The organism is Lentzea sp. (assembly GCF_035525475.1).
Classification (GTDB): domain Bacteria; phylum Actinomycetota; class Actinomycetes; order Mycobacteriales; family Pseudonocardiaceae; genus Lentzea.
On record NZ_DATLEC010000265.1, the window covers coordinates 59827 to 80265 of the forward strand.

At 70.9% G+C, this 20439-nt stretch carries 15 protein-coding genes; 7 read left to right on the top strand and 8 right to left on the bottom strand.

The window, feature by feature from the left end:
• The first annotated feature begins 19 nt into the window (after window positions 1-19).
• Window positions 20-2014, top strand: a complete 1995-nt coding sequence (gene ligA, locus VM306_RS40585) for an NAD-dependent DNA ligase LigA (protein WP_325524954.1) — start codon at window positions 20-22, stop codon at window positions 2012-2014.
• A 1163-nt stretch (window positions 2015-3177) separates the two neighbouring features.
• Here the strand turns inward: ligA and VM306_RS40590 are convergent.
• Window positions 3178-4098 carry a peptidoglycan-binding protein gene (locus VM306_RS40590; protein WP_325524956.1) on the bottom strand — a complete coding sequence of 307 codons (921 nt, stop codon included), beginning with the start codon at window positions 4096-4098 and terminating at the stop codon, window positions 3178-3180.
• 10 nt (window positions 4099-4108) lie between these two features.
• Window positions 4109-4633 carry a response regulator transcription factor gene (locus VM306_RS40595; protein WP_325524958.1) on the bottom strand — a complete coding sequence of 175 codons (525 nt, stop codon included), beginning with the start codon at window positions 4631-4633 and terminating at the stop codon, window positions 4109-4111.
• 93 nt (window positions 4634-4726) lie between these two features.
• Between VM306_RS40595 and VM306_RS40600 the strand changes: the two genes are divergently transcribed.
• A complete protein-coding gene (locus VM306_RS40600; protein ID WP_325524960.1) occupies window positions 4727-8833 on the top strand; it encodes a BTAD domain-containing putative transcriptional regulator in 4107 nt (1368 codons plus the stop codon).
• Here the strand turns inward: VM306_RS40600 and VM306_RS40605 are convergent.
• On the bottom strand, window positions 8788-9453 hold the full coding sequence (locus VM306_RS40605; RefSeq protein WP_325524962.1) for a response regulator transcription factor: 666 nt from the start codon (window positions 9451-9453) through the stop codon (window positions 8788-8790). The two genes, VM306_RS40600 and VM306_RS40605, sit on opposite strands and share 46 nt — an antisense overlap.
• On the bottom strand, window positions 9450-10532 hold the full coding sequence (locus VM306_RS40610) for a sensor histidine kinase (RefSeq protein ID WP_325524965.1): 1083 nt from the start codon (window positions 10530-10532) through the stop codon (window positions 9450-9452). The genes VM306_RS40605 and VM306_RS40610 overlap by 4 nt, the downstream gene beginning before the upstream one ends.
• 132 nt (window positions 10533-10664) lie before the next feature.
• Here VM306_RS40610 and VM306_RS40615 point away from each other — a divergent pair, with 132 nt between their 5' ends.
• Complete coding sequence (locus VM306_RS40615; protein WP_325524967.1) at window positions 10665-10979, top strand: DUF6223 family protein; 315 nt, start codon at window positions 10665-10667, stop codon at window positions 10977-10979.
• Here the strand turns inward: VM306_RS40615 and VM306_RS40620 are convergent.
• The 4 genes from VM306_RS40620 to VM306_RS40635 all read right to left on the bottom strand — a co-directional run bounded on the left by VM306_RS40620 (window position 10936) and on the right by VM306_RS40635 (window position 16021).
• Window positions 10936-12075, bottom strand: coding sequence for an ROK family protein (locus tag VM306_RS40620; protein WP_325524970.1), 1140 nt, complete (start codon window positions 12073-12075; stop codon window positions 10936-10938). The two genes, VM306_RS40615 and VM306_RS40620, sit on opposite strands and share 44 nt — an antisense overlap.
• A 727-nt stretch (window positions 12076-12802) precedes the next feature.
• Window positions 12803-14179, bottom strand: coding sequence for a xylulokinase (gene xylB, locus VM306_RS40625; protein WP_325524972.1), 1377 nt, complete (start codon window positions 14177-14179; stop codon window positions 12803-12805).
• A 1-nt stretch (window position 14180) separates the two neighbouring features.
• Window positions 14181-15335, bottom strand: coding sequence for a xylose isomerase (gene xylA, locus VM306_RS40630; RefSeq protein ID WP_325525163.1), 1155 nt, complete (start codon window positions 15333-15335; stop codon window positions 14181-14183).
• A 98-nt stretch (window positions 15336-15433) separates the two neighbouring features.
• A complete protein-coding gene (locus tag VM306_RS40635) occupies window positions 15434-16021 on the bottom strand; it encodes an SGNH/GDSL hydrolase family protein (protein WP_325524974.1) in 588 nt (195 codons plus the stop codon).
• Between the two features lie 51 nt (window positions 16022-16072).
• Between VM306_RS40635 and VM306_RS40640 the strand changes: the two genes are divergently transcribed.
• From VM306_RS40640 to VM306_RS40655, 4 genes are all read left to right on the top strand, one after another.
• Window positions 16073-16690, top strand: coding sequence for a hypothetical protein (locus VM306_RS40640; RefSeq protein WP_325524976.1), 618 nt, complete (start codon window positions 16073-16075; stop codon window positions 16688-16690).
• 243 nt (window positions 16691-16933) lie between these two features.
• Window positions 16934-18919 (top strand): elongation factor G, encoded by a 1986-nt coding sequence (fusA, locus tag VM306_RS40645; RefSeq protein WP_325524978.1) that lies wholly within the window; start codon window positions 16934-16936, stop codon window positions 18917-18919.
• A gap of 50 nt (window positions 18920-18969) precedes the next feature.
• Complete coding sequence (locus VM306_RS40650) at window positions 18970-19731, top strand: endonuclease/exonuclease/phosphatase family protein (protein WP_325524980.1); 762 nt, start codon at window positions 18970-18972, stop codon at window positions 19729-19731.
• A gap of 91 nt (window positions 19732-19822) precedes the next feature.
• Window positions 19823-20431 (top strand): hypothetical protein, encoded by a 609-nt coding sequence (locus VM306_RS40655; protein ID WP_325524982.1) that lies wholly within the window; start codon window positions 19823-19825, stop codon window positions 20429-20431.
• The last annotated feature ends 8 nt before the right edge of the window (window positions 20432-20439 follow it).

The following is a 20439-nucleotide window of genomic DNA, read 5'->3' on the forward strand; positions in this document are numbered from 1 at the left end:
GGCAGGTAACGTCCCCTCCATGAGTGCTGCTGGGGACCGGATTCAGGAGCTCGCCGCGCGGATCGTGGAGCTGCGCGACGCGTACTACCAGGGCGAGCCGCTCGTGGCGGACGCCGAGTACGACGCGATCGAGGACGAGTTCCGCACGTTGGTGGCGGAACACCCGGAGCTGGCGCCGGAGGACAACCCTCTGGACCACGTGGGTGCGCCGTCGGTGCTGCACGCGCCGGTGCGGCACTCACGCCCGATGCTGTCGCTGGAGAAGGCGAACAAGCCCGAGCAGGTCGAGTCGTTCTTCTCCCGGTTCCCCGGTCAGCCCGTGGTCGTCATGCCGAAGCTGGACGGCCTGTCGCTGGCGCTGGTGTACGAGAACGGCCGCCTGGCGCGCGCCGTGACCCGTGGCGACGGCACGACGGGCGACGACGTCACGTTCCTGACGCGCGCGTTGTGCGACGGCGTGCCGGACAGGGTGGAGGCGCCGGGCCGCGTCGAGGTGCGCGGCGAGTGCGTGATGCTGCGCTCGACGTTCGACACGTACAACAAGGCCCACCCGGACAAGCCGTTGATCAACCCGCGCAACGCCGCCGCGGGCACGTTGCGCGCCAAGGACCCGAAGGCCGTCGAGGGCCGGCGCATGCAGTTCTTCGCGTTCGACCTGACGACCGAGCCGGAGAGCGCCGACTCCGACCTGGACGCGGGCCTGCGCAAGCTCGGCTTCAGCGTGGCCGAGATGAAGCACTGCTCCACCGCCGCCGAGGCCCAGGAGCTGATCGGCGCGATCGAGACGGCCCGCAACGCGCTGGACTACGACCTCGACGGAGCCGTGCTGCGCCTGGCGAACCGCGACGCGTTCGCCGCAGCAGGCACCCGTTCGTCGTCGCCGCGCGGCGCCATCGCCTACAAGTTCGCCGCCGAGGAGAAGACGACGGTCCTGCTGGACGTCCGGTGGGACGTGGGCAAGACCGGCAAGATCGCCCCGGTCGCCTGGCTGGAACCGGTGTTCGTCGGCGGCACCACCGTCACCCGAGCGACCCTGGCCAACCAGGAGGTCATCCGCTCGCGCGGCATCAAGATCGGCGACACCGTGCTCGTGCGCCGCGCGGGCGACGTGATCCCGTTCGTGGCGGGCGTGCTGGACGAGTCGAAGCGCACGGGCGACGAACGCGAGATCGTTCCGCCGTCCGAGTGCCCGTCGTGCGCGCAACCGTTGACCGAACAGGGCAACAGCCGCGAGCTGTTCTGCACGAACTCCGTCTGCCCCGCCCAGACCGTGCGCCGCCTGATCCACTGGTCCTCGCGCGCGGCCGCCGACATCGACGCCATCGGCCAGGTGTGGATCGAACGCCTCGCCGAGACCGGCGACCTGGTGAACCCGTCCGACTTCTACACGCTCACCAAGGAACGCCTGCTGGAGTTCGACCGCGTGGGCGAGGTCTCCGCGACCCGAATGATCGAGTCGATCGACCGCAGCCGCTCCGTGGGCCTGCGCAGGGCGTTGATCGGCCTGTCGATCCCGATGGCGTCCGAAGGCACGGCCGCCCGCCTGTGCCGCGCGGGTTTCGGTTCCCTGGAGGAGGTGGCCGACGCGGGCGTCGAGAAGCTCGTCGCCGTCGAGGACATCGGCCAGAAGGTCGCCGAGTCGCTGAACGCCCACCTGGCCCGCCTGCGCCCGGAGATCGAACGCCTGCGCGAGCGAGGCGTGTCGCTGGAGGTCCGCCAGGAGGATCTGCCGCCGGTGGTCGTGGCCGGCGCGCCCCTGGAAGGCAAGTCGGTCGTGATCACGGGCTCGATCAGCGACCCGCGTTCGGGCGAGAAGGTGACACGCCCGACGTTCCAGAAGATGTGTGAACGAGCGGGAGCCACGGCCGCGTCCTCGGTGTCGGCGACGACGGACCTGCTGATCACGGGCGAGGGCGTCGGCGCGAGCAAGCTGACGAAGGCGGAGAAGCTCGGCGTCGAGGTGGTCGACCAGGGCGAGATCTGGACGAAGCTGATCGCCGCCGGAGTCGCCTGAGAAAAGCAGGAAGCCCCCACGCTGCACGGGGGAGAGCGGCAGCCTGGGGGCGGGCTTGAGGGGTGGTCGGTGCGGCGGTCGCCTCTCGGCGGTGGGCACGACGCGGTACCAGCCGAACGGTCTTCCGCGAAGGCGGTTCTGGTGAGGCCCGGGGACTCGTTCCGCACCGACCACCCCGTACAACGGCGCGGGGATCCGTTGTGTTTCCTGCTGATCTGTGTGGTCCGTCACCGCCGCCGGGGCGGAAACCCTTTTGGCATAACAGGTTGTGCGTTTGCCGGTGGCGGGAAGGCCCTCGAACCGCCTGGGGGTGAACGGTTCGAGGGCTTGGCTTGGGGATGGTCGGTGCGGCGGTCGCCTCTCGGCGAGTGGCTCGACGCGGTACCAGCCGAACGGTCTTCCGCGAAGGCTTTGAGGTGAGGCCCGGGGGACACGGACCGCACCGACCATCCTGTACAACGGCGCGGGAACCTGTTGTGTTCCGCGAAGCCTGTGTGGTCGGTCACCGCTGTGGAAGCAAAAACCCTTTCGGCGTAACGGTTCGCGTTTCCGCAGGCGGTGGGAAGGCCCTCAAGCTGTCTGGGGTGAACGGTTCGAGGGCTTGGCTTGGGGTGGTCGGTGCGGCGGTCGCCTCTCGGCGAGTGGCTCGACGCGGTACCAGCCGAACGGTGTTCCGTGAAGGCTTTGAGGTGAGGCCCGGGGGACACGAGCCGCACCGACCATCCTGTACAACGGCGCGGGGATCCGTTGTGTTTCCACAAAACCTGTGTGGTCGGTCACCGGAACCAGCGCAAACCCTTTGTCTGCCAATGGATCCGGGGTGGATGCCCCCACGCCGCCTGGGGGAACGGCAGCCTGGGGGCATCCGGCGAACATCGTCGAGTCAACCGGGGGATCGCGGCTCGACGATGTTCCTCAGGACGCCCTCAGACCGCCCGTCGGGGGGAAGTGGCGGTCTGAGGGCGAGTGTGGAGAGGTCGGTGCGGCGGTCGCCTCTCGGCGAGTGGCTCGACGCGGTACCAGCCGGACGGTGTTCCGCGAAGGCTTTGAGGTGAGGCCCGGGGGACACGGACCGCACCGACCTCTCTCTACAACGGGATCCGGTCCTCGAGTGTTTCGCAGATGATCTGTGTGGTCGCTCACCACGCCCACCGGTCCGGCTATCAGTAGAAGCAGCCGGTCCTCGGCAGCGACGACGGCGCGGGCGGCGTCCGGCCGTCGTAGATCGCCAGCAGGAAGTTCTGCGGGCAGTACGACGTGCCGCTGATCTTGATGGCGATGTGCAGGTGCGGGCCGGTCGAGTTGCCGGTGTTGCCCGTGGTGCCGACGCGGTCGCCCGCCTTGACTGCGGTGCCGTTGGCGACCGACCAGCTGGAGAAGTGGCAGTAGATGTAGTCGACGCCGCTCTTCACGATCCGCAGGCCGTTGCCGCAGCCGCTGGGCTCGTTGATGCGGTAGGCGGTGCCGGTGACCATGGCGTAGGCCGGGACGTTGTTCACCGGCAGGTCGATGGCCGGGTAGTCGTGGTGCGGGTCGTCGTACTCGCTGCGCGGCAGGGCGCTCTTGGCGAGCGGGAGGGTGTAGGTGCCTCCTCCGCCGCCGGAACCCGAGCCGCCGACCAGGCTCTGCCAGGTGTCCGGGCCCACGACGCCGTCGGCGGACAGGCCCTTCGACTTCTGGAACGCGACGGCGGCGCTGTGGGTGCCGCCGCCGAAGTCGCCGTCGACCGACAGGTTGTGGCCGTAGCGGTTGAGCTGGACCTGAGCGGCCTTGACGGCCTCGCTGTTGTTGCCCTGCTTGACGCTGACGATCAGCTTCGGCCAGGTGTTCGGCCCGATCTGACCGTCGGACGACAGGCCGTTGGCGCTCTGGAACTGCTTGACCGCGGTCTCGGTGGCCGGGCCGAACTCGCCGTCGGCGCTGATGTCGTAGCCGCGGTGGCGCAGCAGGTGCTGGGCGCTGCGGACGGTGTCACCGGTGGCGCCGGACTTGACGTTCGGCCACGAGGGCAGGGCCGCCTGCGCGGGACTGACCAGTCCTATCAGGACGAAGAACGAGATCACGGCGGCAACGAGGATTCTCATGCCCTGCACGCTAGGAACGCACCAGCAGCGGCCGCCCTAGTCGCGAGACCAGTTGTGTGCGGTCGCGGCAGCCGAACTTCCGCAGCAGGTTCGACACGTGGTACTTGACGGCGCTCACGGTGATGAACATGGCCGCGGCGATCTCGGCGTTCTCCCAGCCCTCGGCCAGCATCCGCAACGTCTCGCGCTCGCGCGAGGTGAGCGACGCCGGTGGGGGACCGGGCAGCAGCGACGGCACCAGCCGCGGCGAGATCCAGCCGCCGAACCGGTGCACGTCGTGGATCGCGCGCACGACGTCCTCCACGGGGTCGTCGGCGAGCACGAGCCCGGTCACGCCGATCCGCACCAGGCCTTCCACCGCGTCGGGCGACGACAGCACGGCGACGGTCCGAGGGCCGGCCGCTCCGGTCTCGTCGACGACGGACACGTCAGCCGGAGCACCGGGACGCGCCCACGGGACAGCGGTCAGGCGCGTCGCGACCTTCTCGGTCAGCAACGTGCTCCGCAGGGACAGCACGACGTGGATTTGGCGCACGGGCCAACGCTGGCGAACGGACCGTATTTCCCCGTATCGGCTGCGTATAACGCCTGGTCGTTGTTACCGTTCCGCCGATCCTGGGGAGGATGCGTGGAGTTCCGGGTGCTCGGCCCGCTCGCCGTGGTGGCAGGCGGCGAGGAGCTGCCGTCGCGGTCGGTCAAGCAGCGGATCGTGCTGGCGATGCTGCTGCGTCACGCGAACACCCCCGTCTCGCCGCAGCGGTTGATCGAGGTCCTGTGGGAGGTTCCGCCGGCCTCCGCCCAGGACAACGTCAGGCTCCACGTCTACCAGCTCAAGCGCACGCTCGACCTGGGCGCGCGCATAGGTCGCGAACCGAGTGGTTACCGGATCAAGGTCGACGACGGCGAACTCGACGCGGACAGGTTCACCCGAATGGCGGATGAGGGTGAACGCGCCCTCGCGGACGGCGATGCCGCCAAGGCGGCCGGACTGCTCACCGAAGCGCTCGGACTGTGGCGCGGACCGGCCTACCCGGACCTGCCCGGCCATTTCGGTGCGCGGCTCGACGAGGCACGGCTGCGGGCCGTCGAGGTACGGGTCACCGCCGACCTCGCACTGGGCCGGCACGCCGAGGTGGTCGGGGAGCTGGCCGAGCTGGCGAAAGCGCACCCGTACCGGGAACCGCTGCACGCCAAGCTGATGACCGCGCTCTACGGCGCGCACCGCCAGGCCGAGGCGCTGGAGGTGTTCCGCACCGCCAGGCAACGGCTCGTCGGCGACCTCGGCATCGAACCCGGCCCGGAGCTGCGCGGACTGCACGAGACGATGCTGCGCGGTCAGGTGCCGGACGCCCCCACGCCCGTCAGGTCCGCGAAAGCCGACTGCCCGTACCGCGGCCTGATGGCGTACCAGCCGGAGCACCACCCGTGGTACTTCGGCCGTGACCACCTCGTCGAGCTGGTCACGCGCAGGATCGACCGCCACCCGGTCGTCGGGGTGTTCGGCGCGTCGGGCAGCGGCAAGTCGTCGCTGCTCAGGGCCGGGGTCGTCGGCGGGCTCGACGAGACCTGGCGCCCTGTCGTCATCACGCCGACCGAGCGTCCTCTCGAAGCGCTGACCAACGCCCTGGCGTCGCTCACCGGCAAGCGACCCGATCTCGGCGCGAGCCCCGAGGCGTTCGACGTCGAAGCGCGCAACGAGCTGGCGACCGGCCCAGACGACGTCCGCGTGCTGCTCGTGGTCGATCAGCTCGAAGAGCTGTTCACCTTGTGCGACAACGATGGTGAACGCTCACAATTCCTCGCCGTGCTGCTTGACGCGGCCCAAGGACCACAGAGGCGCACGCGGATCGTGCTCGGCGTTCGTGCCGACTTCCTCGCCCACGTCACCCAGCACCCCGGCCTGGTCGAGGCACTGGCCGACGAGGCGACCGTGCTCGTCGGCCCGCCGTCCGCCGCGGACCTCCGCGACATCGTGCTGCGGCCCGCCGCGACGAGCGGGCTGTCCGTCGCCGCGGACCTCCTCGCCACGGTCCTCGCCGACGTGGACACAGAACCGGGCGCGCTGCCGTTGCTGTCGCACGCGCTGGTCGAGACGTGGCGGCGGTCGGGTACCGAGCTGACCCTGGCCGCGTACAGGGCGGGCGGAGGCGTGCGCGGCGCGATAGCCCAGACCGCCGAACGCGCCTACGAGGAGCTGGAAGACGCCGAACGGCAGGCGATGCGCCGGATCCTCGTGCGGCTCACCGCGTTCGGCGACGGCACCGAGGACACGCGCAGGCCGATTCACCGCGCCGAGCTCGACGGCATCGCCGGGACGCGGGTGATCGACGGCGTGCTCGCGCGCCTGGTCACCGAGCGGCTGGTCGTGCTCGACCAGGACACGGCCGAGATCGCCCACGAAGCCCTGATCCGGGCCTGGCCGCGGTTGCAGCGCTGGCTGTCCGACGACCGCTCGACGTTGCTGGTGCACCGCAGGCTCACCGCGGCGGCGCACACGTGGGCCGAGCTGGGTTGCGACGACGGCGCGCTCTACCGCGGCGCGCAGCTCGTCACCGCGTCCGCCTGGGCCCAGGACCACCCCGGCGAGCTGAACGCGGCCGAGGAGGCGTTCCTCACCGCGAGCCGCGAGCACGACGAGGCCGAGCAGGTGAGCGTGCGCCGCCGCAACCGGTTGCTGAGCCGGTTGGTGAGCATCATGGGCGTGCTGCTCCTGCTGGCGGGCGGTGGTGGCGGTGTCGCGTGGTGGCAGTGGCGCGCGGCCCAGCTGGGCCAACGGGTCGAGCAGGCGCACCAGCTCGCGCTGTCCGCGCGCAACCTCGTCGACACCGCTCCCGACCAGGCCGGACTATTGGCGCTCACCGCGTTCCGGATGCACGCGGACGACGACACCCGCGGCGCGCTGCTGAGCACCGCCTCCGCGCCCGGGCGGCGCGTCGAGCTCAACATCGACGGACCGCCCGTGCTGGACGTGACCGTGTCGCACCAGGGCGACGTGATCGCCACGGCCGACCGGGACGGCAACGTGACGCTGTGGGACCTGCGCACCCGCGCCCGCAAGCTCCTGCTGTCCGAGCACAACGCGCTCACCGGGGGCGGCCACGCCAGGCAGGTGGAGTTCAGCGCGGACGACAGGTTCCTCGCCTCCAGCGCCACCGCGCCTGCGGGTGGCCGCGGCGACGTCGTGGTCTGGGACCTGCGGACCGGCGAACCCGTCTTCTCGCGACGCTTCGACGTCCTCACGACCGGACTTGCCTTCCACCCCGCCGGAACCGCGGTCGCGGTCGGTGTCGCCGGTGGCGGCGTCGAGGTGTGGAACGTCGCCACGAAGACGAAACGGGTGTTCACCGGCCACACGCACGAGGTGAGCTCGCTCGCGTTCAACGACGACGGTTCGGCGCTCGTCACCGCCGACGGCCAGGGCCACCCGCTGATCTGGGACGTCGCGTCCGGCGCGAAGGCCCGCGAGATCCCGTCGCCCGGCGTCACCGCGGTCCACTTCGACGGTCCGGGCGGGGTCGTCACCGCGATGCGGGATGACGGCGTCCAGTTCTGGGATGTCAGCGGGAAGCTGCTGTCCGAGCTGCCGAGACAGGGCCCGCACGCGTGGGAGGCCTCCGCCCAGGCCGGCGGCAGGGTGGCGGTGGCGGACGAGGACGGCCTCATCACGATCTGGGACGTCGGCACAGGCCGCCCGATCACGTCCTACCGCAGCCGCACCGAGTCGAAAGCGCTTGCGTTGGGCCGTAGCGGCACGCTGCTGGTGTCCGGAGGCTTCGGCAGGACGGTCGCGGTGCACGAGGAGGCCGTGCCCGCGTTCACCGGACATGCCAGCGGTGTCAACGACATCGCCGTACACCAGAACGTGGTGGCGTCCGCCGCCGACGACGGAACCGTGCGGTTGTGGAACCTCGACGGCGCTGATCTGGCCACTTTGGACGGTCACGCGGACCGGGTGGAGTCGGTGTCGTTCAGCCCGGACGGCACCAGGCTCGCCGCCCTGACCCGCGACCACACCGTCACGATCTGGGACGTCGCGCGGCGCGAGCGGCTGACCTCGTTCTCCTACACCGGTTCGGGCGCGTCGACCGACATCGCGTTCCAGCCCGACGGGCGCGCGATCGTCACGGCCTCGCTCGGCCGGTTCCGCTGGAGTCTTCCGGGCCTGGAGCGGGAAGCGTTCTCCGGCGACCAGTACATCGCGAGCGCCGTCGAGTTCACGCCCGACGGCCGCCTGCTGATCTCCACGGACCCGGCTGGTGGCGCGCTGTTGTGGGACGTGGCCGCCGACAAGCTCGAACGGCGGGTGAGCACCGGTCAGGGCGACGTGCGCACCGTGGCGGTCAGCCCGGACGGCACGCGGTTCGCCACGGCGGGCGCGAACCGCACGGTCAAGATCTGGGACGTGGCGACGGGTGCGGAGCTGATGACGTTGACCGGCCATTCCGCGCCGGTCGTGTCGCTCGCGTTCAGCCCGTCCGGCGACGCGCTGGCGTCCGGGGGAGAGGACCACGCCGTCGTCGTGTGGAACCTCGCGACCCGCGCGGGCACGACCCTGACGGGCCACACCGGTCCGGTGCAGGCCGTGGCGTTCACGCGGGACGACGAGCTGGTGTCGGGCGCCGACGACGCGCGGATCATCCGCTGGTCGCTGTCCACAACGGACGCCGAGGCGCGGGTCTGCGCGGAGGCCTACCCGCGTTCCGACGACTGCGGCACGACCAGGCCCGACTCGTAGGCGATCACCACGAGCTGGGCGCGGTCGCGGGCGTGCAGCTTGGTCATCGCCCGGTTGACGTGCGTCTTCGCGGTGAGCGGGCTGATCACCATGCTCGCGGCGATCTCGTCGTTCGACAGGCCGCGCGCGACCAGGACGACGGCTTCCTGTTCGCGGTTGGTGAGGTGCGTGAGGCTGACGGTGCGCCGCTGCGGCTGGCTCACGTACCGGTCGATGAGCTTCCGCGTGATCGACGGCGCGAGCAGGGCGTCGCCGCGTGCCGCCACCCGCACGGCGTGCAGGAAGTCCTCCGGCTGGACGTCCTTGACCAGGAACCCGGCGGCACCGGCTTTGAGGGCGTGGAAGACGTACTCGTCGAGGCCGTAGTTGGTGAGGATCACGACGTGCGTGCTCGCGAGCGCGGGGTCGGCGGCGATGCGTCGCGTGGCCTCGATGCCGTCGACTCCAGGCATCTGGATGTCCAGCAGGACGATGTCCGGGAGATGTTTTCGGGCCTGTGTCAGGGCTTCCTCGCCGTTCGTCGCCTCGGCCACGACCTCGATGTCGTCCTCGGCGTCGAGCAGGGCCCGGAAACCGCTGCGGATCAACGGCTGGTCGTCGACCAGCAGGACGCGGATCACGGCTGCACCACCGGAAGCTCGGCCCGCACGGTGAACCCGCCCTCGCTGCGCGGCGCGGCCTGGAGGCTGCCGCCGAGCGCGGTGACCCGTTCGCGCATGCCGAGCAACCCGACGCCGGAGGTCCCGGCCTCGGGCGAGGCCGTGCCGTCGTCGTCGACCCGGACGAGCAGGGCGTCGGGCCGGTAGTCGATGTGGATCCGCGCGGTCGCGGCGGCGGCGTGGCGGGCGATGTTGGTCAACGACTCCTGGACGATCCGGTACGCCGTGCGTTCGACGGCGGCCGGGACGTCGTCGTTGCGGCCTTCGATGGTGAGCCGCGCGTCGAGGCCGGTGGCCCTGGCGCGTTGGACGAGCTGTTCGACGTCGTCGATGCCGTGCGGCGGGTTCTTGTCGTCGTCCCGCAGGGCTTCCAGCGTCGCGCGCAGCTCCTTGGAGGCCTCACGCCCGGCGTCGCGGATGGCCAGGAGGGCCTCCGGCACCTCCTCACCGCGTTTGCGGGCCAGGTGGACCGCGACCTCGGCCTGCAGCTTGATCACGGAGATCTGGTGGGTGAGCGAGTCGTGCAGCTCGCGCGCGATGTGCAGGCGTTCCTCGTCGGCACGTCGCCGTGCCGCCTCCTCCTTGGTGCGCTCGGCTTCGTCGGCTCGTTCCTCGGCCTGCCGGAGCGCTTCCCCGGCGGCCGCCGCGGCGACGAGCCAGGCGATCTGCAGCACGTCACGGGTCTGCGCGAACGCCTCGTACGTCGTGAGGTCGCGCGGCGAGACGAGCGCGGCGAGGGGGAGCGTGGACAGCATCAGGACGGATCCGGCGAGGGTGACGACGCGGTGGCCCGCCCTCATCGTCGAGTACACGGCGAACAGGAACGCGATCACCGGCACGTCGGATCCGGTGGCCTGGTAGGCCAGCGCGAGCAGACCGGTGGCGACCAGCGTCGCGATCGGCGCTGTTCTGCGCCTCGCGAGCACGAGCCCGCTCGCGGCGAGGAAGACGTAGCCCGGTGGCGTGGCGGGGTGTCCGGCCACGACGAGGCTCGCCGCCACCCCGGCGGCGATCGCCCAGTCCAGCCGGCGCGCGTTCACCCGTGCACTGTAAACCGCTGTTCGCGCTGGTAGATCCTGCGCTGGGACGACTTTCGCAGTACTGCGCCCGCAGTAGCCGGTGTCTGCGCTCGCACGACGACTCTTGCGCGTTCGCCGACGAGGCTTTGCGCCATGACACTTGCTGCTGCTTATGAGATGACCGCCGGACGCATGTGGTCGCTGGCCGGAATGGCGTTCGGCCTGTTCGGTCTGGTCTGGGGCGTGCTGGCTTTGCGGCGGGGCCGGAGCGGCGTGGTGGCGCCGGCCTCCGGCGTGATCGGGATCGTGCTCGGCGGGATGGTCGTGCTGATGGCGAAGGGTGGTCCCGGCACCGGCTACGGCATCGTCGGCGGGTACTTCTCGCTGGTGCTCGGCGTGGCCGCGGCAGGCGTGGGCGTCGCGGCTATGCGAAGAGGCGCTCGGGCTGCTGCACGGCGCGCCGGGTGACGAGCCCGGCCGCACCCCGCACCACGGCGAACTCGCCGAGCGGTGAGGCGACGAGCCGCGTGTGCCGTTCACCGCCCGCGAGCACCCTGGTGTCCATTTCGGACTGGATGGCGACGCTGAGGTGCTCGTGCAGCACGGCGTAGCTGCCGCCGAGCACGACAGTGGGCACGTCGAAGAGGTTCATCAACGTGGCCAGCCCGACACCGAGCGCCTGCCCGGCCTGCGTCACCGCCCTGACGGCTCGGGCATCTCCGGCCTCGAGCGCCTTGTGTAACGAGTCGAGCCTCCGCCGCCCCGCCTCACGCAGGATGACGTCCAAACCCGCATACTGCTCCACACACCCACGGCTGCCACACGTGCACCGCACGCCGTCACGTTCGATCACGACGTGCCCGAGCTCACCGGCGAACCCGCTGGCCCCCCGGTACACCTCGCCGTGGAGCACGACGCCCGCGCCGATGCCGACGTCGGCCGACACGTGCACGAAGTCCTCCCCGGCGAGGTGCCGGGGCCAGAGGTGGGCGAGCGCGGCGAGGTTGGCCTCGTTGTCGAGCTCGACCTCGAGCCCCAGCCGCCGGCCGAGACCTTCGGCGAGGGGAACACCGACGAGCTTCGGCAGGTTGGGAGCCCTGACCACCACGCCGTCGTGCACGACACCGGGCACCGCGAGCCCAGCCCCGAGCAGCGTGCGCCCGGCGGTGTGCTCGCGGATCAGTTCGGCGACCCGGTCGAGCACCTCGTCCGCAGACGACCGGCGCATGTCGGCCGGCACCAGATGCCGGCTGAGGGTCTCGCCGTCGAGGCCCAGGGTCTCGACGGCGAGGTGGCTGACGTTGATCTCCGCGCCGACCGCGACGGGTCCGTCCGGGTTGAAGCGCAGTGGCTTGGACGGCCTGCCCATGCCTGCGAGGGTGGCGGGGTCCTCGACGAGGATCCCGTTGGCCAGCAGCGGTTCGGTGAGGTTGGAGAGGGTGGCTTTCGTCAGGCCGGTCCTCGACGCCAGGTCCGCTCGCGAGCCGGGGCGGTCGACCAGGGCGAGCAAGACCGTTCGCAGGTTGTTCAGGCGAACCTGGCGCAGGTGGTCGACGGTGGTCATCGCGCCCAGTATCGCTTCGGGGCCGCGGGGGGTTGCGCGCGGTGTGGCGTGCTTCGGGTGGTGAGGGGTGCGCTCGCAGGGATGGTGCGTGGGGCGGGTGGTGCGGCGGCGCGCAGCGTGGGGAGGGGCGCGCTCGGAGTGGCGGTCGGCCGCGTGGCGAGGGGTGCGCTCGGGAAGATGGCGAGCGGTGCACGGCGTGGGGCGGGCGATGTGATGGGGAGTTGCGTGCGAGGGGGCGCGCTCGGTGTGGCGGTGAGCGGTGCGCGGAGGGGCGCGCTCGCTGTTGGGGTTGGCCGTGTAGCGAGGGGTGCGCTGGGCGCAATGGCCAGCCGTGTGGCGAGGGGTGCGCTCGACGTGGTGGCGTGTGGTGCCACGGCGAGCGGCGCGCGGTGTGGCGTGCGTGGCGTGGTGAGGTGCTGCGCTTGGAGGGATGTGATGGTCGGCCGTGTGGTGAGGGGTGCGCTCGGCGTCATGGCCAGCCATGCGGGGAGGGGTGCGCTCGGCGTGACGGCGTGTGGTGCGGCTGCGACCTGCCCACCGCGAGCGCCGTGCGGTGCGAAGTCCTGCTGTGTGGCGTCGTCCGGGGTGAGCGCGCGTGGTGTGACAGCGAGCGGCGCGCGGACCGAGAGCCGGACCTCGGCGAGAGGTGGGCGGTGCGCCCGCCCGCGGGCAAACCGGCTGAAAGCCGGACGACCGCAGGCGAGCGCTCCGCCACCCCTCGGCCTGGTCATCGGTTCAGGTACTTCTGCGCCGCCTCGGCGTACCGCGCCCGGATCTCCGGCACCGCGTCCGCCTCGTACCGCTTGCTGTCGGCACTGCTCCACTCCGGAGGCGTCGCGCCGCCCGTGAGCGTCCATGCCGCCTGGCGTGCCGCGCCGTCGGCCACGTACTCGCCCGGTGCGGGCACCGTCACGGGGACACCGAACACCGTCGGCGCGATCTCGCGTACGGCTGGAGACACGGCTGCGCCGCCCACGAGGCGGATGCCGCTCACGTCTGCGCCTTGGGCGGTCAGTGCGTCCAGGCCTACGGCCTGACCGCACAGCATGCCTTCGATGGCGGCACGGGCGATGTTCGCCGGTGTGGCGTTGGTCAGCGTCAGGCCGTGCAGTGCGCCTGTCGCGTCGGGCAGGTTCGGGGTCCGTTCGCCTTCCAGGTACGGCACCATCACCACGCCCTCCGCGCCGGCGGGTGCGGAGAGGGCCAGTTCGCTCAGCCTGGTGAGGTCTACGCCCAGCATGCGGGCGGTCGAGTCCAGCACTCGGGCCGCGTTCAGCGTGCACGCCAGCGGCAGGTAGCGGCCCGTCGCGTCGGCGAAGCCCGCCACGATGCCCGAGGCGTCCTGTGCGCGCACGTCGGCGGTCGCGGTGACGACGCCGGACGTGCCCAGCGAGATGACCACGCCGCCGCCTACGCCGAGCATCGCTGCCGCGTTGTCGCCGGCGCCCGGGCCCAGGCGCACCGGGCCCTCCACGGACTCGGACGGGCCGAGCACGCGGGGGAGCAGCACGTCGGAACGGCCGAGTGCCAGTGACAGCAGGTCGGGCACGTAGGCGTTCGCGACCGAGTCGAAGTAGCCGGTGCCCGAGGCGTCCGACCTGTCCGTGACCAGGTCGGCGAGGTCGCCGGTGCCGCGCAGCCGCCACGTCAGCCAGTCGTGCGGGAGGCAGACGGCGGCGGTGCGCTTGGCGTTGTCCGGCTCGTGCTGGGCGAGCCAGCGCAGCTTGGTGATCGTGAACGACGCGACCGGCACCACGCCCATTCGCGACGCCCACTGCTCCGCGCCCAGCTCTTCCGTCAGGGCGGAGGCCGCCGCCGCGGAACGGGTGTCGTTCCACAGCAGCGCCTCGCGCACGACCTCGCCGTTCTCGTCGAGGCACACCATGCCGTGCTGCTGGCCCGCGACGCTCAGCGCCTCGACGCCGTCGAGCCCGCCGGCGTCGGCCAGCGCGGTCTGCAGCGCGTCCCACCAGTGCGACGGGTGCACCTCGGTGCCGTCCGGGTGGGTGGCGCGGCCCTCCCGGACGAGCTCGCCGCTCTCCGCATCGCGGACGACGACCTTGCACGACTGCGTCGAGGAGTCGACGCCCGCGACGAGCGTCATGTCAGCGCGCTCCCGTGAGGTGCTCGAGGGCGAGCTGGTTGAGGCGCACGAAGCCGAAGCCGCGCTCGGCCGCCTGGTCGGGGTCGAACCCGTCGTCGGCCTTGAGCAGGTCGTCGTACGACTCGCCGTCGTTCAGCGTCGGCTTGCCCAGCTCGGCGACACCGGCCGTCTCGAGAGCCTCCTGCACCTCCGGGTCGGCCCGGAAGGCGAGAGCGCGCTCCTTGAGCAGCAGGTAGGTAGCCATGTTCGCCTTGGCCGAGTCCCAGACGCCCTTGATGTCCTCGGTGCGCGACGGCTTGTAGTCGAAGTGCCGCGGCCCCTCGTAGCCGGCGCTCTCCAGCAGGTCGACCAGCGCGAACGCGTTCATCAGGTCGCCGTGGCCGAAGACCAGGTCCTGGTCGTACTTGATGCTGCGCTGACCGTTGAGGTCGATGTGGAAGAGCTTGTCGTGCCACAGCGCCTGCGCGATGCCGTGCACGAAGTTCAGCCCGGCCATCTGCTCGTGACCGACCTCGGGGTTGAGGCCGACCATCTCGGGCTTGTCGAGCGACGAGATGAACGCCAGCGCGTGCCCGAGGGTGGGCAGCAGGATGTCGCCGCGCGGCTCGTTGGGCTTGGGCTCGAGCGCGAACCGCAGGTTGTAGCCGCGGTCCGTGACGAACTGCGTGAGCAGGTTCATCGACTCGCGGTACCGGTCGAGCGCCGCACGCACGTCCTTGGCGACGTCGTACTCGGAGCCCTCACGACCGCCCCACAGCACGAACGTCTCGGCGCCGAGCTCGGCCGCCAGCTCGATGTTGCGCAGCACCTTCTTCAGCGCGAACCGGCGCACCGAGCGGTCGTTGCTGGTGAAGCCGCCGTCCTTGAAGACGGGGTGGGCGAACAGGTTCGTCGTGACCATCGGGATGACCATCCCGGTGTCCTTCAGCGCGCCCTGCAGCCTGCTGATCTGCTCGTCGCGGTGCGTCGCCGCGAAGCCGAACAGGTCGTCGTCGTGGAACGTCAGTCCCCACGCGCCCAGCTCGGCGAGCCGGTGCACCGCCTCGACCACGTCGAGCTCGGGCCGCGTGGCGTCGCCGAAGGGGTCGCGACCCTGCCAGCCCACGGTCCACAGGCCGAAGGAGAACTTGTCCGCCGGAGTGGGCGTTGCCATCATCCACCTCATTCGTTCAATGCTTGAACTTAGTGCGGACAGTACGACGCCACGGCCTTGATCGCAATCTCACAGACCGCAATCTCTCGGATCGCACTCTCTCAGCGCACCGCGGCCGCCTCGACCGCCGGGCCGAGCGCGGCGGCGATCTCGCGGTAGCCGGCGGCGGACGGGTGGAAGCGGTCGGCGGCGAAGAGCGAGGGATCGGCGGCGAACCGCGGCGTGACGGCGCGCTCGACGTGGGCGACCACGCCGCCCGCCTTGATCACGGCCTGCTGCTGCACCTGTGCGTACTCCCGGCTCACCGCCGACACGACCTCGCGCAACGCGGGCGGCACGTGTGTGACGATGCTCAGGTCGGGGGCGGTGGCGACGACGACCTCGGCGCCCGCCCGCCTGAGGTCCGCCACGGCGTCGTGCAGCTGCTGCGCGCCGATGTGCGCGGGAACGAACCTGGTCAGGTCGTTGGCGCCGATCACGACCACGGCGATGTCCACGCCGCTCGCGACCGCCGACCGCACCTGGGCGCGCAGGTCGGCGGAACGGGCGCCCGAGACGGCGTGCACCTTCAGGTCGACCTGGTGTCCTGCCTTGCGGAGGCGGTCGGCGAGCAGGGGGCCGAGGGTGTCCTCGCGACGCGTGCTGCCGACGCCGGCGGCGATGGAGTCGCCGAGCAAACACAAACGCATGTCCCGTAAAACGGTGGGCGTCGAGGCGGTGTTCCTCGGCAGACTGTGACGATGGACGGACTGCTCGGGTGGTGCGTGGTCGCCAACGTGGCCGCGACCGACCTGGAGAACCTCTCGCCCGGCACGGAGCTGTGGGTGCTGCCGCCGCAGCGGGGCGACGACGGGCAGGACGTCGTGGTGGCCGGCCGGCACCGCCGCAGCCCGGGGCCGTTGTCCCAGATGGTCGTGCCACGGGTGCACCTGACGAACTTCCAGGTACGCGGGATCTACGAGCCGTCCGTGCGCCGCGAGCTCATCAAGCAGCGCCAGCGGACCGTGCCCAGGCAGTGGGAGTCGCGGGAGGAAGCGGAGAGGGTCGTCGAGTGGTGGGCAGGGGAGGCGGCCGTCCATTCGGGAGTGCGCCGGCCGCTGGAGCGGGTCGACTTCTACCACCGGCTCGCCCAGGTGCTGCCGGGGCACGTCCTCCAGCAATGGGCCGTGCGGGACGTCGTGAACCCGAGGCTCTCGTTCGAGTTCGGTGACCTGTTCCGCGACCAGGAGGAGGTGGACGCGGTCCGCGAGCTGCGCGAGCTCCTCGGCACCATCGAGGCCGCCGGTCGGCGGGACAACGAGCTGTGGCCGGCCGCGGGAACTCTCGCCGAGAAGATCCGGACGCTCCTGAGCCGGTAAATCCGCTGTCGTGCGAGCGGCCCTCGTGGTTACGCTCCACGAACATCATCACCGAGCGACGAGAGGGGACCGGCCGTGCGTACCGCCGCCGTCATCTTCTCGTCCCGTTTCGACGTGATCCTCGTGTCCTCGCACCCCGGCTGCCCGCTGCGCGCCGGGCACCGGAGTGTCTGACGACCCCGAGACGGTCGTCGGCTCATCGCGCTGACCTGTAGTCCTTTCACACCGAAAAGGCACTGAGCCATGCGCACGACCACGTTGGACGCCGTCCGCAACCTGGGCATCCTCGCCCACGTCGACGCCGGCAAGACCACGCTCACCGAACGCGTCCTGTTCGCCACCGGCGCCACCTACAAGCGGGGCGAGGTGCACGACGGGACGACCGTCACGGACTTCGACCCGCAGGAGCGCGCCCGCGGCATCACGATCTTCGCCGCGGCCGTCAGCTGCACGTGGGACGGGCATCGCGTCAACCTCATCGACACGCCTGGGCACGTCGACTTCTCCGACGAGGTCGAACGGTCGCTCCGGGTGCTGGACGGGGCTGTCGCGGTGTTCGACGGGGTCGCCGGTGTCGAGCCGCAGAGCGAGTCCGTCTGGCGGCAGGCCGATCGGCACGGGGTGCCGCGGATCGCGTTCGTCAACAAGCTCGACCGGCCGGGCGCGGACCTCGACAGGGCCGTCGAGTCGATTCGCACGCGCCTGCACACCGTTCCGCTCGTCGTGCAGCTGCCGATCGGGGCCGAGGAAGCCTTCGAAGGCGTTGTCGACCTGGTGCGCATGCGTGCGTCGACCTGGAACGACGAACGGCTGGAAGGCCCTGTGCCACAAGCGCTTCTCCCCGAGGCGCAACGGCGTCGGCGGCTCCTGGAGGAGGCGGTGGCGGAGCTGCTCCCGGAAGTGGTGGAGGAGTTCTTCGAGACCGGCTTGTCCGAGCGGACGCTCACGAACGCGTTGAGGGAGTTGACCAGGAATGGACGGGGAACCGTGGTGCTGTGCGGCTCCGCGTACCGGAACCGGGGCATCGAACCGTTGCTGGACGCCGTGATCGTCTACCTTCCGTCCCCTGTGGACGTTCCGGCGGTGCGGGGCGTCGACGGCCAGGAACGGGAGGCCGACCCGGACGCGCCTTTCTCGGCATTGGTGTTCAAGGTGAACGCCACCGCCACCGGGAGGCTCATCTACGTCCGCGTCTACTCCGGCACGGTCCACAAGGGAGAGACGGTCCTGGTGGCGGGCAGGAACGAGCGCGTCGGGCGGATCCTGCGGGTGCAGGCCGATCGGCACACGCCGGTCGACCAGGCGGTCGCGGGGGACATCGTGGCGGTCATCGGGCTGAAGTCGGCTCGCACCGGGGCGACCCTGTGCGACCCGGCGGCTCCGCTGTCGCTCGAACCTCCCGTGTCCGCCGAGCCAGTCGTGTCGGTGGCCGTCGAGGCACGGCGGAGTGCGGACCACGCCAAGCTGGCCGAGGCGCTCGGGCACCTGGCCGACGAGGACCCGTCCCTGCGGGTCAGGACGGATCCGGAGACCGGCCAGACGGTGCTCTCCGGGCTGGGCGAGCTGCACCTGCAGGTCGCGGTGAAGAAGGCGAGCACGGACCACCGCGTCGAGATCGTCATGGGACGGCCGAAGGTCGCCTACCGCGAGACGCTCGCCACCGGCGTCACCGGATTCGTGTACCGGCACGTCAAGCAGGACGGAGGTCAAGGACAGTTCGCCCACGTCGTCATCGACACCGAGCCGCTGGAGACGGGCTTCGAGTTCCGCTCGGCGGTCACCGGCGGGCGGGTGCCGCAGGAGTTCGTCCGCGCGGTCGAGCAGGGCTGCCGGGACGCGCTGGCCGAGGGGCCGCTCGGCCACCCGGTCACCGGGCTGCGGGTGACGCTCACCGACGGGTCCACGCACGTCAAGGACTCCTCGGAGATGGCGTTCCGCACGGCGGGCCGGCTCGGGCTCCGCGAGGCGCTCAGGGCCGGGACGATGACGCTGCTCGAACCGATCGCCGAGGTCACCGTCACGGTGCCGGAGGAGTACGTCGGCGGTGTGCTCGGTGACCTGGCCTCGCGCCGGGGCCGGATCGTCGGTTCCGAGGTGAGAGCCGGTACGACGGTCGTGACGGCGAGCGTGCCGCTGGCCGAGATGTTCGGGTACGTGACGAGGTTGCGCAGCCGGACGCAGGGCCGTGGCACGTTCACGAGCCGTCCGATCGGCTACGCCGCGGCGTAGACCACAAGCCCGTCCTGAGAACAGGGCGGGCTTGTGCCATGATCGGTCCAATGTCGACCTTGAACGTCATGTCGTTCAACCTGCGGTACGCCTCGGACGCCGAGCCCAACTCGTGGGCGGCCAGGCGACCGGCGGTGGCCCAGCTCCTGCTCGGCGAGCGCCCGGCGGTGATCGGCACTCAGGAAGGCCTCTACCAGCAGATCAAGGACATCGACCACGACCTGCCCGACCACTACGAGTGGGTCGGGCAGGGTCGGCTGGGCGGCAGCCACGACGAGTTCATGGCGATCTTCTTCGACGCGCACCGGCTGGAACCGCTCGAGTTCGACCACCACTGGCTGTCCGCGACGCCGAACGTCGTGGGCTCGCGGTCGTGGGGCAACAACGTCGTCAGGATGGTCACCTGGGTCCGGTTCCTGGACCGGCTCACGGGCAAGCAGTTCGTCGCCGTCAACACGCACTTCGACCACGAGTCGGCCAACGCCCGCGTGCGCGGCGCCGAGCTCGTGCGCGACCGGCTCAGCACCTTCACGCTGCCCGTCGTGCTGACCGGCGACTTCAACGACGTGCCCGGCTCGCCCGCCTACGAGATCCTGACGAGCGTGCTCGCCGACACGTGGGTCACCGGCCCGCGCACCACGCCGGCCTACGGGACGTTCCACGGCTTCGGCCCGCTGATCCCGGACGGCCCGCGCATCGACTGGATCCTCACGCGCGGTGCGTCCGTCGAGGCCGCCGCGATCAACACCTACCAGCGGGACGGCCAGTTCCCGTCGGACCACCTGCCGATCCAGGCGTTGATCACCCTTTAGACGGCTCGTGGGAGCTGGTGGGTGCGCCGTCGGCGAGTGCAGTCATCTGTGAACGAAATGGTCCATACCAATTTCCGCTACGGTACGCCAGATGCGCTTGAAATCGACGCTCGGCCGCGTCGCGGTGATCGCGTGCGCGCTCATGGTCACGGTCGGCTCCACGGCCGTGGCGAACGCCTCGCACGGCCGCGAGTGCGACACCCCGTCCATCGACCGGTTCCAGCAGTGGCTCGCCAGCGGTGAAGGCGCCACCGAGCCCGCGACCGGCAGCATCCTCGTGCCGCGGGGCCGGCACGACTACTCCGCGAAGATCAAGTTTCTCTCGAACGACTGGCACGTCATGGTCCTGTGGCTGGGCAACCAGTTCGAGGCCCAGGCGGACCTGAGCCGTTCGCACGGGTTCTTCATGACCTACCGCGCCTCCGACGACCTCTACGTCCAGCTGCGGCCGGCATCGGACTGGAGCGGTGGCGCCAAGTGGCTCACGAAGATCCCGTCCACGCACGGCAGGCTCGTCACGAGGTTCTTCAGCTTCCGGGCTGACGACTGGACGACTTCGCCGGAGCTGGGCGCGCCGAACTACCCGCTTACGGAGGCGTTGGACGACGCCCGTGGCCTGGTGTTCGTCGGGAAGACGCCCAACGACCTGGAGTTCCGCGGTCTGAAGATCGACGGATATCGGCCACCCTGCGTTCACTGAAAACCGGT

What these genes read in the sequence shown, in the direction of transcription:
- VM306_RS40590 (WP_325524956.1), bottom strand. Translation starts at nt 4,098, where the DNA reads ATGAGAATCCTCGTTGCCGCCGTGATCTCGTTCTTCGTCCTGATAGGA.
- fusA (WP_325524978.1), top strand. Translation starts at nt 16,934, where the DNA reads ATGCGCACGACCACGTTGGACGCCGTCCGCAACCTGGGCATCCTCGCC.
- VM306_RS40650 (WP_325524980.1), top strand. Translation starts at nt 18,970, where the DNA reads ATGTCGACCTTGAACGTCATGTCGTTCAACCTGCGGTACGCCTCGGAC.
- ligA (WP_325524954.1), top strand. Translation starts at nt 20, where the DNA reads ATGAGTGCTGCTGGGGACCGGATTCAGGAGCTCGCCGCGCGGATCGTG.
- xylA (WP_325525163.1), bottom strand. Translation starts at nt 15,335, where the DNA reads ATGATGGCAACGCCCACTCCGGCGGACAAGTTCTCCTTCGGCCTGTGG.
- VM306_RS40635 (WP_325524974.1), bottom strand. Translation starts at nt 16,021, where the DNA reads ATGCGTTTGTGTTTGCTCGGCGACTCCATCGCCGCCGGCGTCGGCAGC.
- xylB (WP_325524972.1), bottom strand. Translation starts at nt 14,179, where the DNA reads ATGACGCTCGTCGCGGGCGTCGACTCCTCGACGCAGTCGTGCAAGGTC.
- VM306_RS40655 (WP_325524982.1), top strand. Translation starts at nt 19,823, where the DNA reads ATGCGCTTGAAATCGACGCTCGGCCGCGTCGCGGTGATCGCGTGCGCG.
- VM306_RS40640 (WP_325524976.1), top strand. Translation starts at nt 16,073, where the DNA reads ATGGACGGACTGCTCGGGTGGTGCGTGGTCGCCAACGTGGCCGCGACC.
- VM306_RS40620 (WP_325524970.1), bottom strand. Translation starts at nt 12,075, where the DNA reads ATGACCACCGTCGACCACCTGCGCCAGGTTCGCCTGAACAACCTGCGA.
- VM306_RS40615 (WP_325524967.1), top strand. Translation starts at nt 10,665, where the DNA reads ATGACACTTGCTGCTGCTTATGAGATGACCGCCGGACGCATGTGGTCG.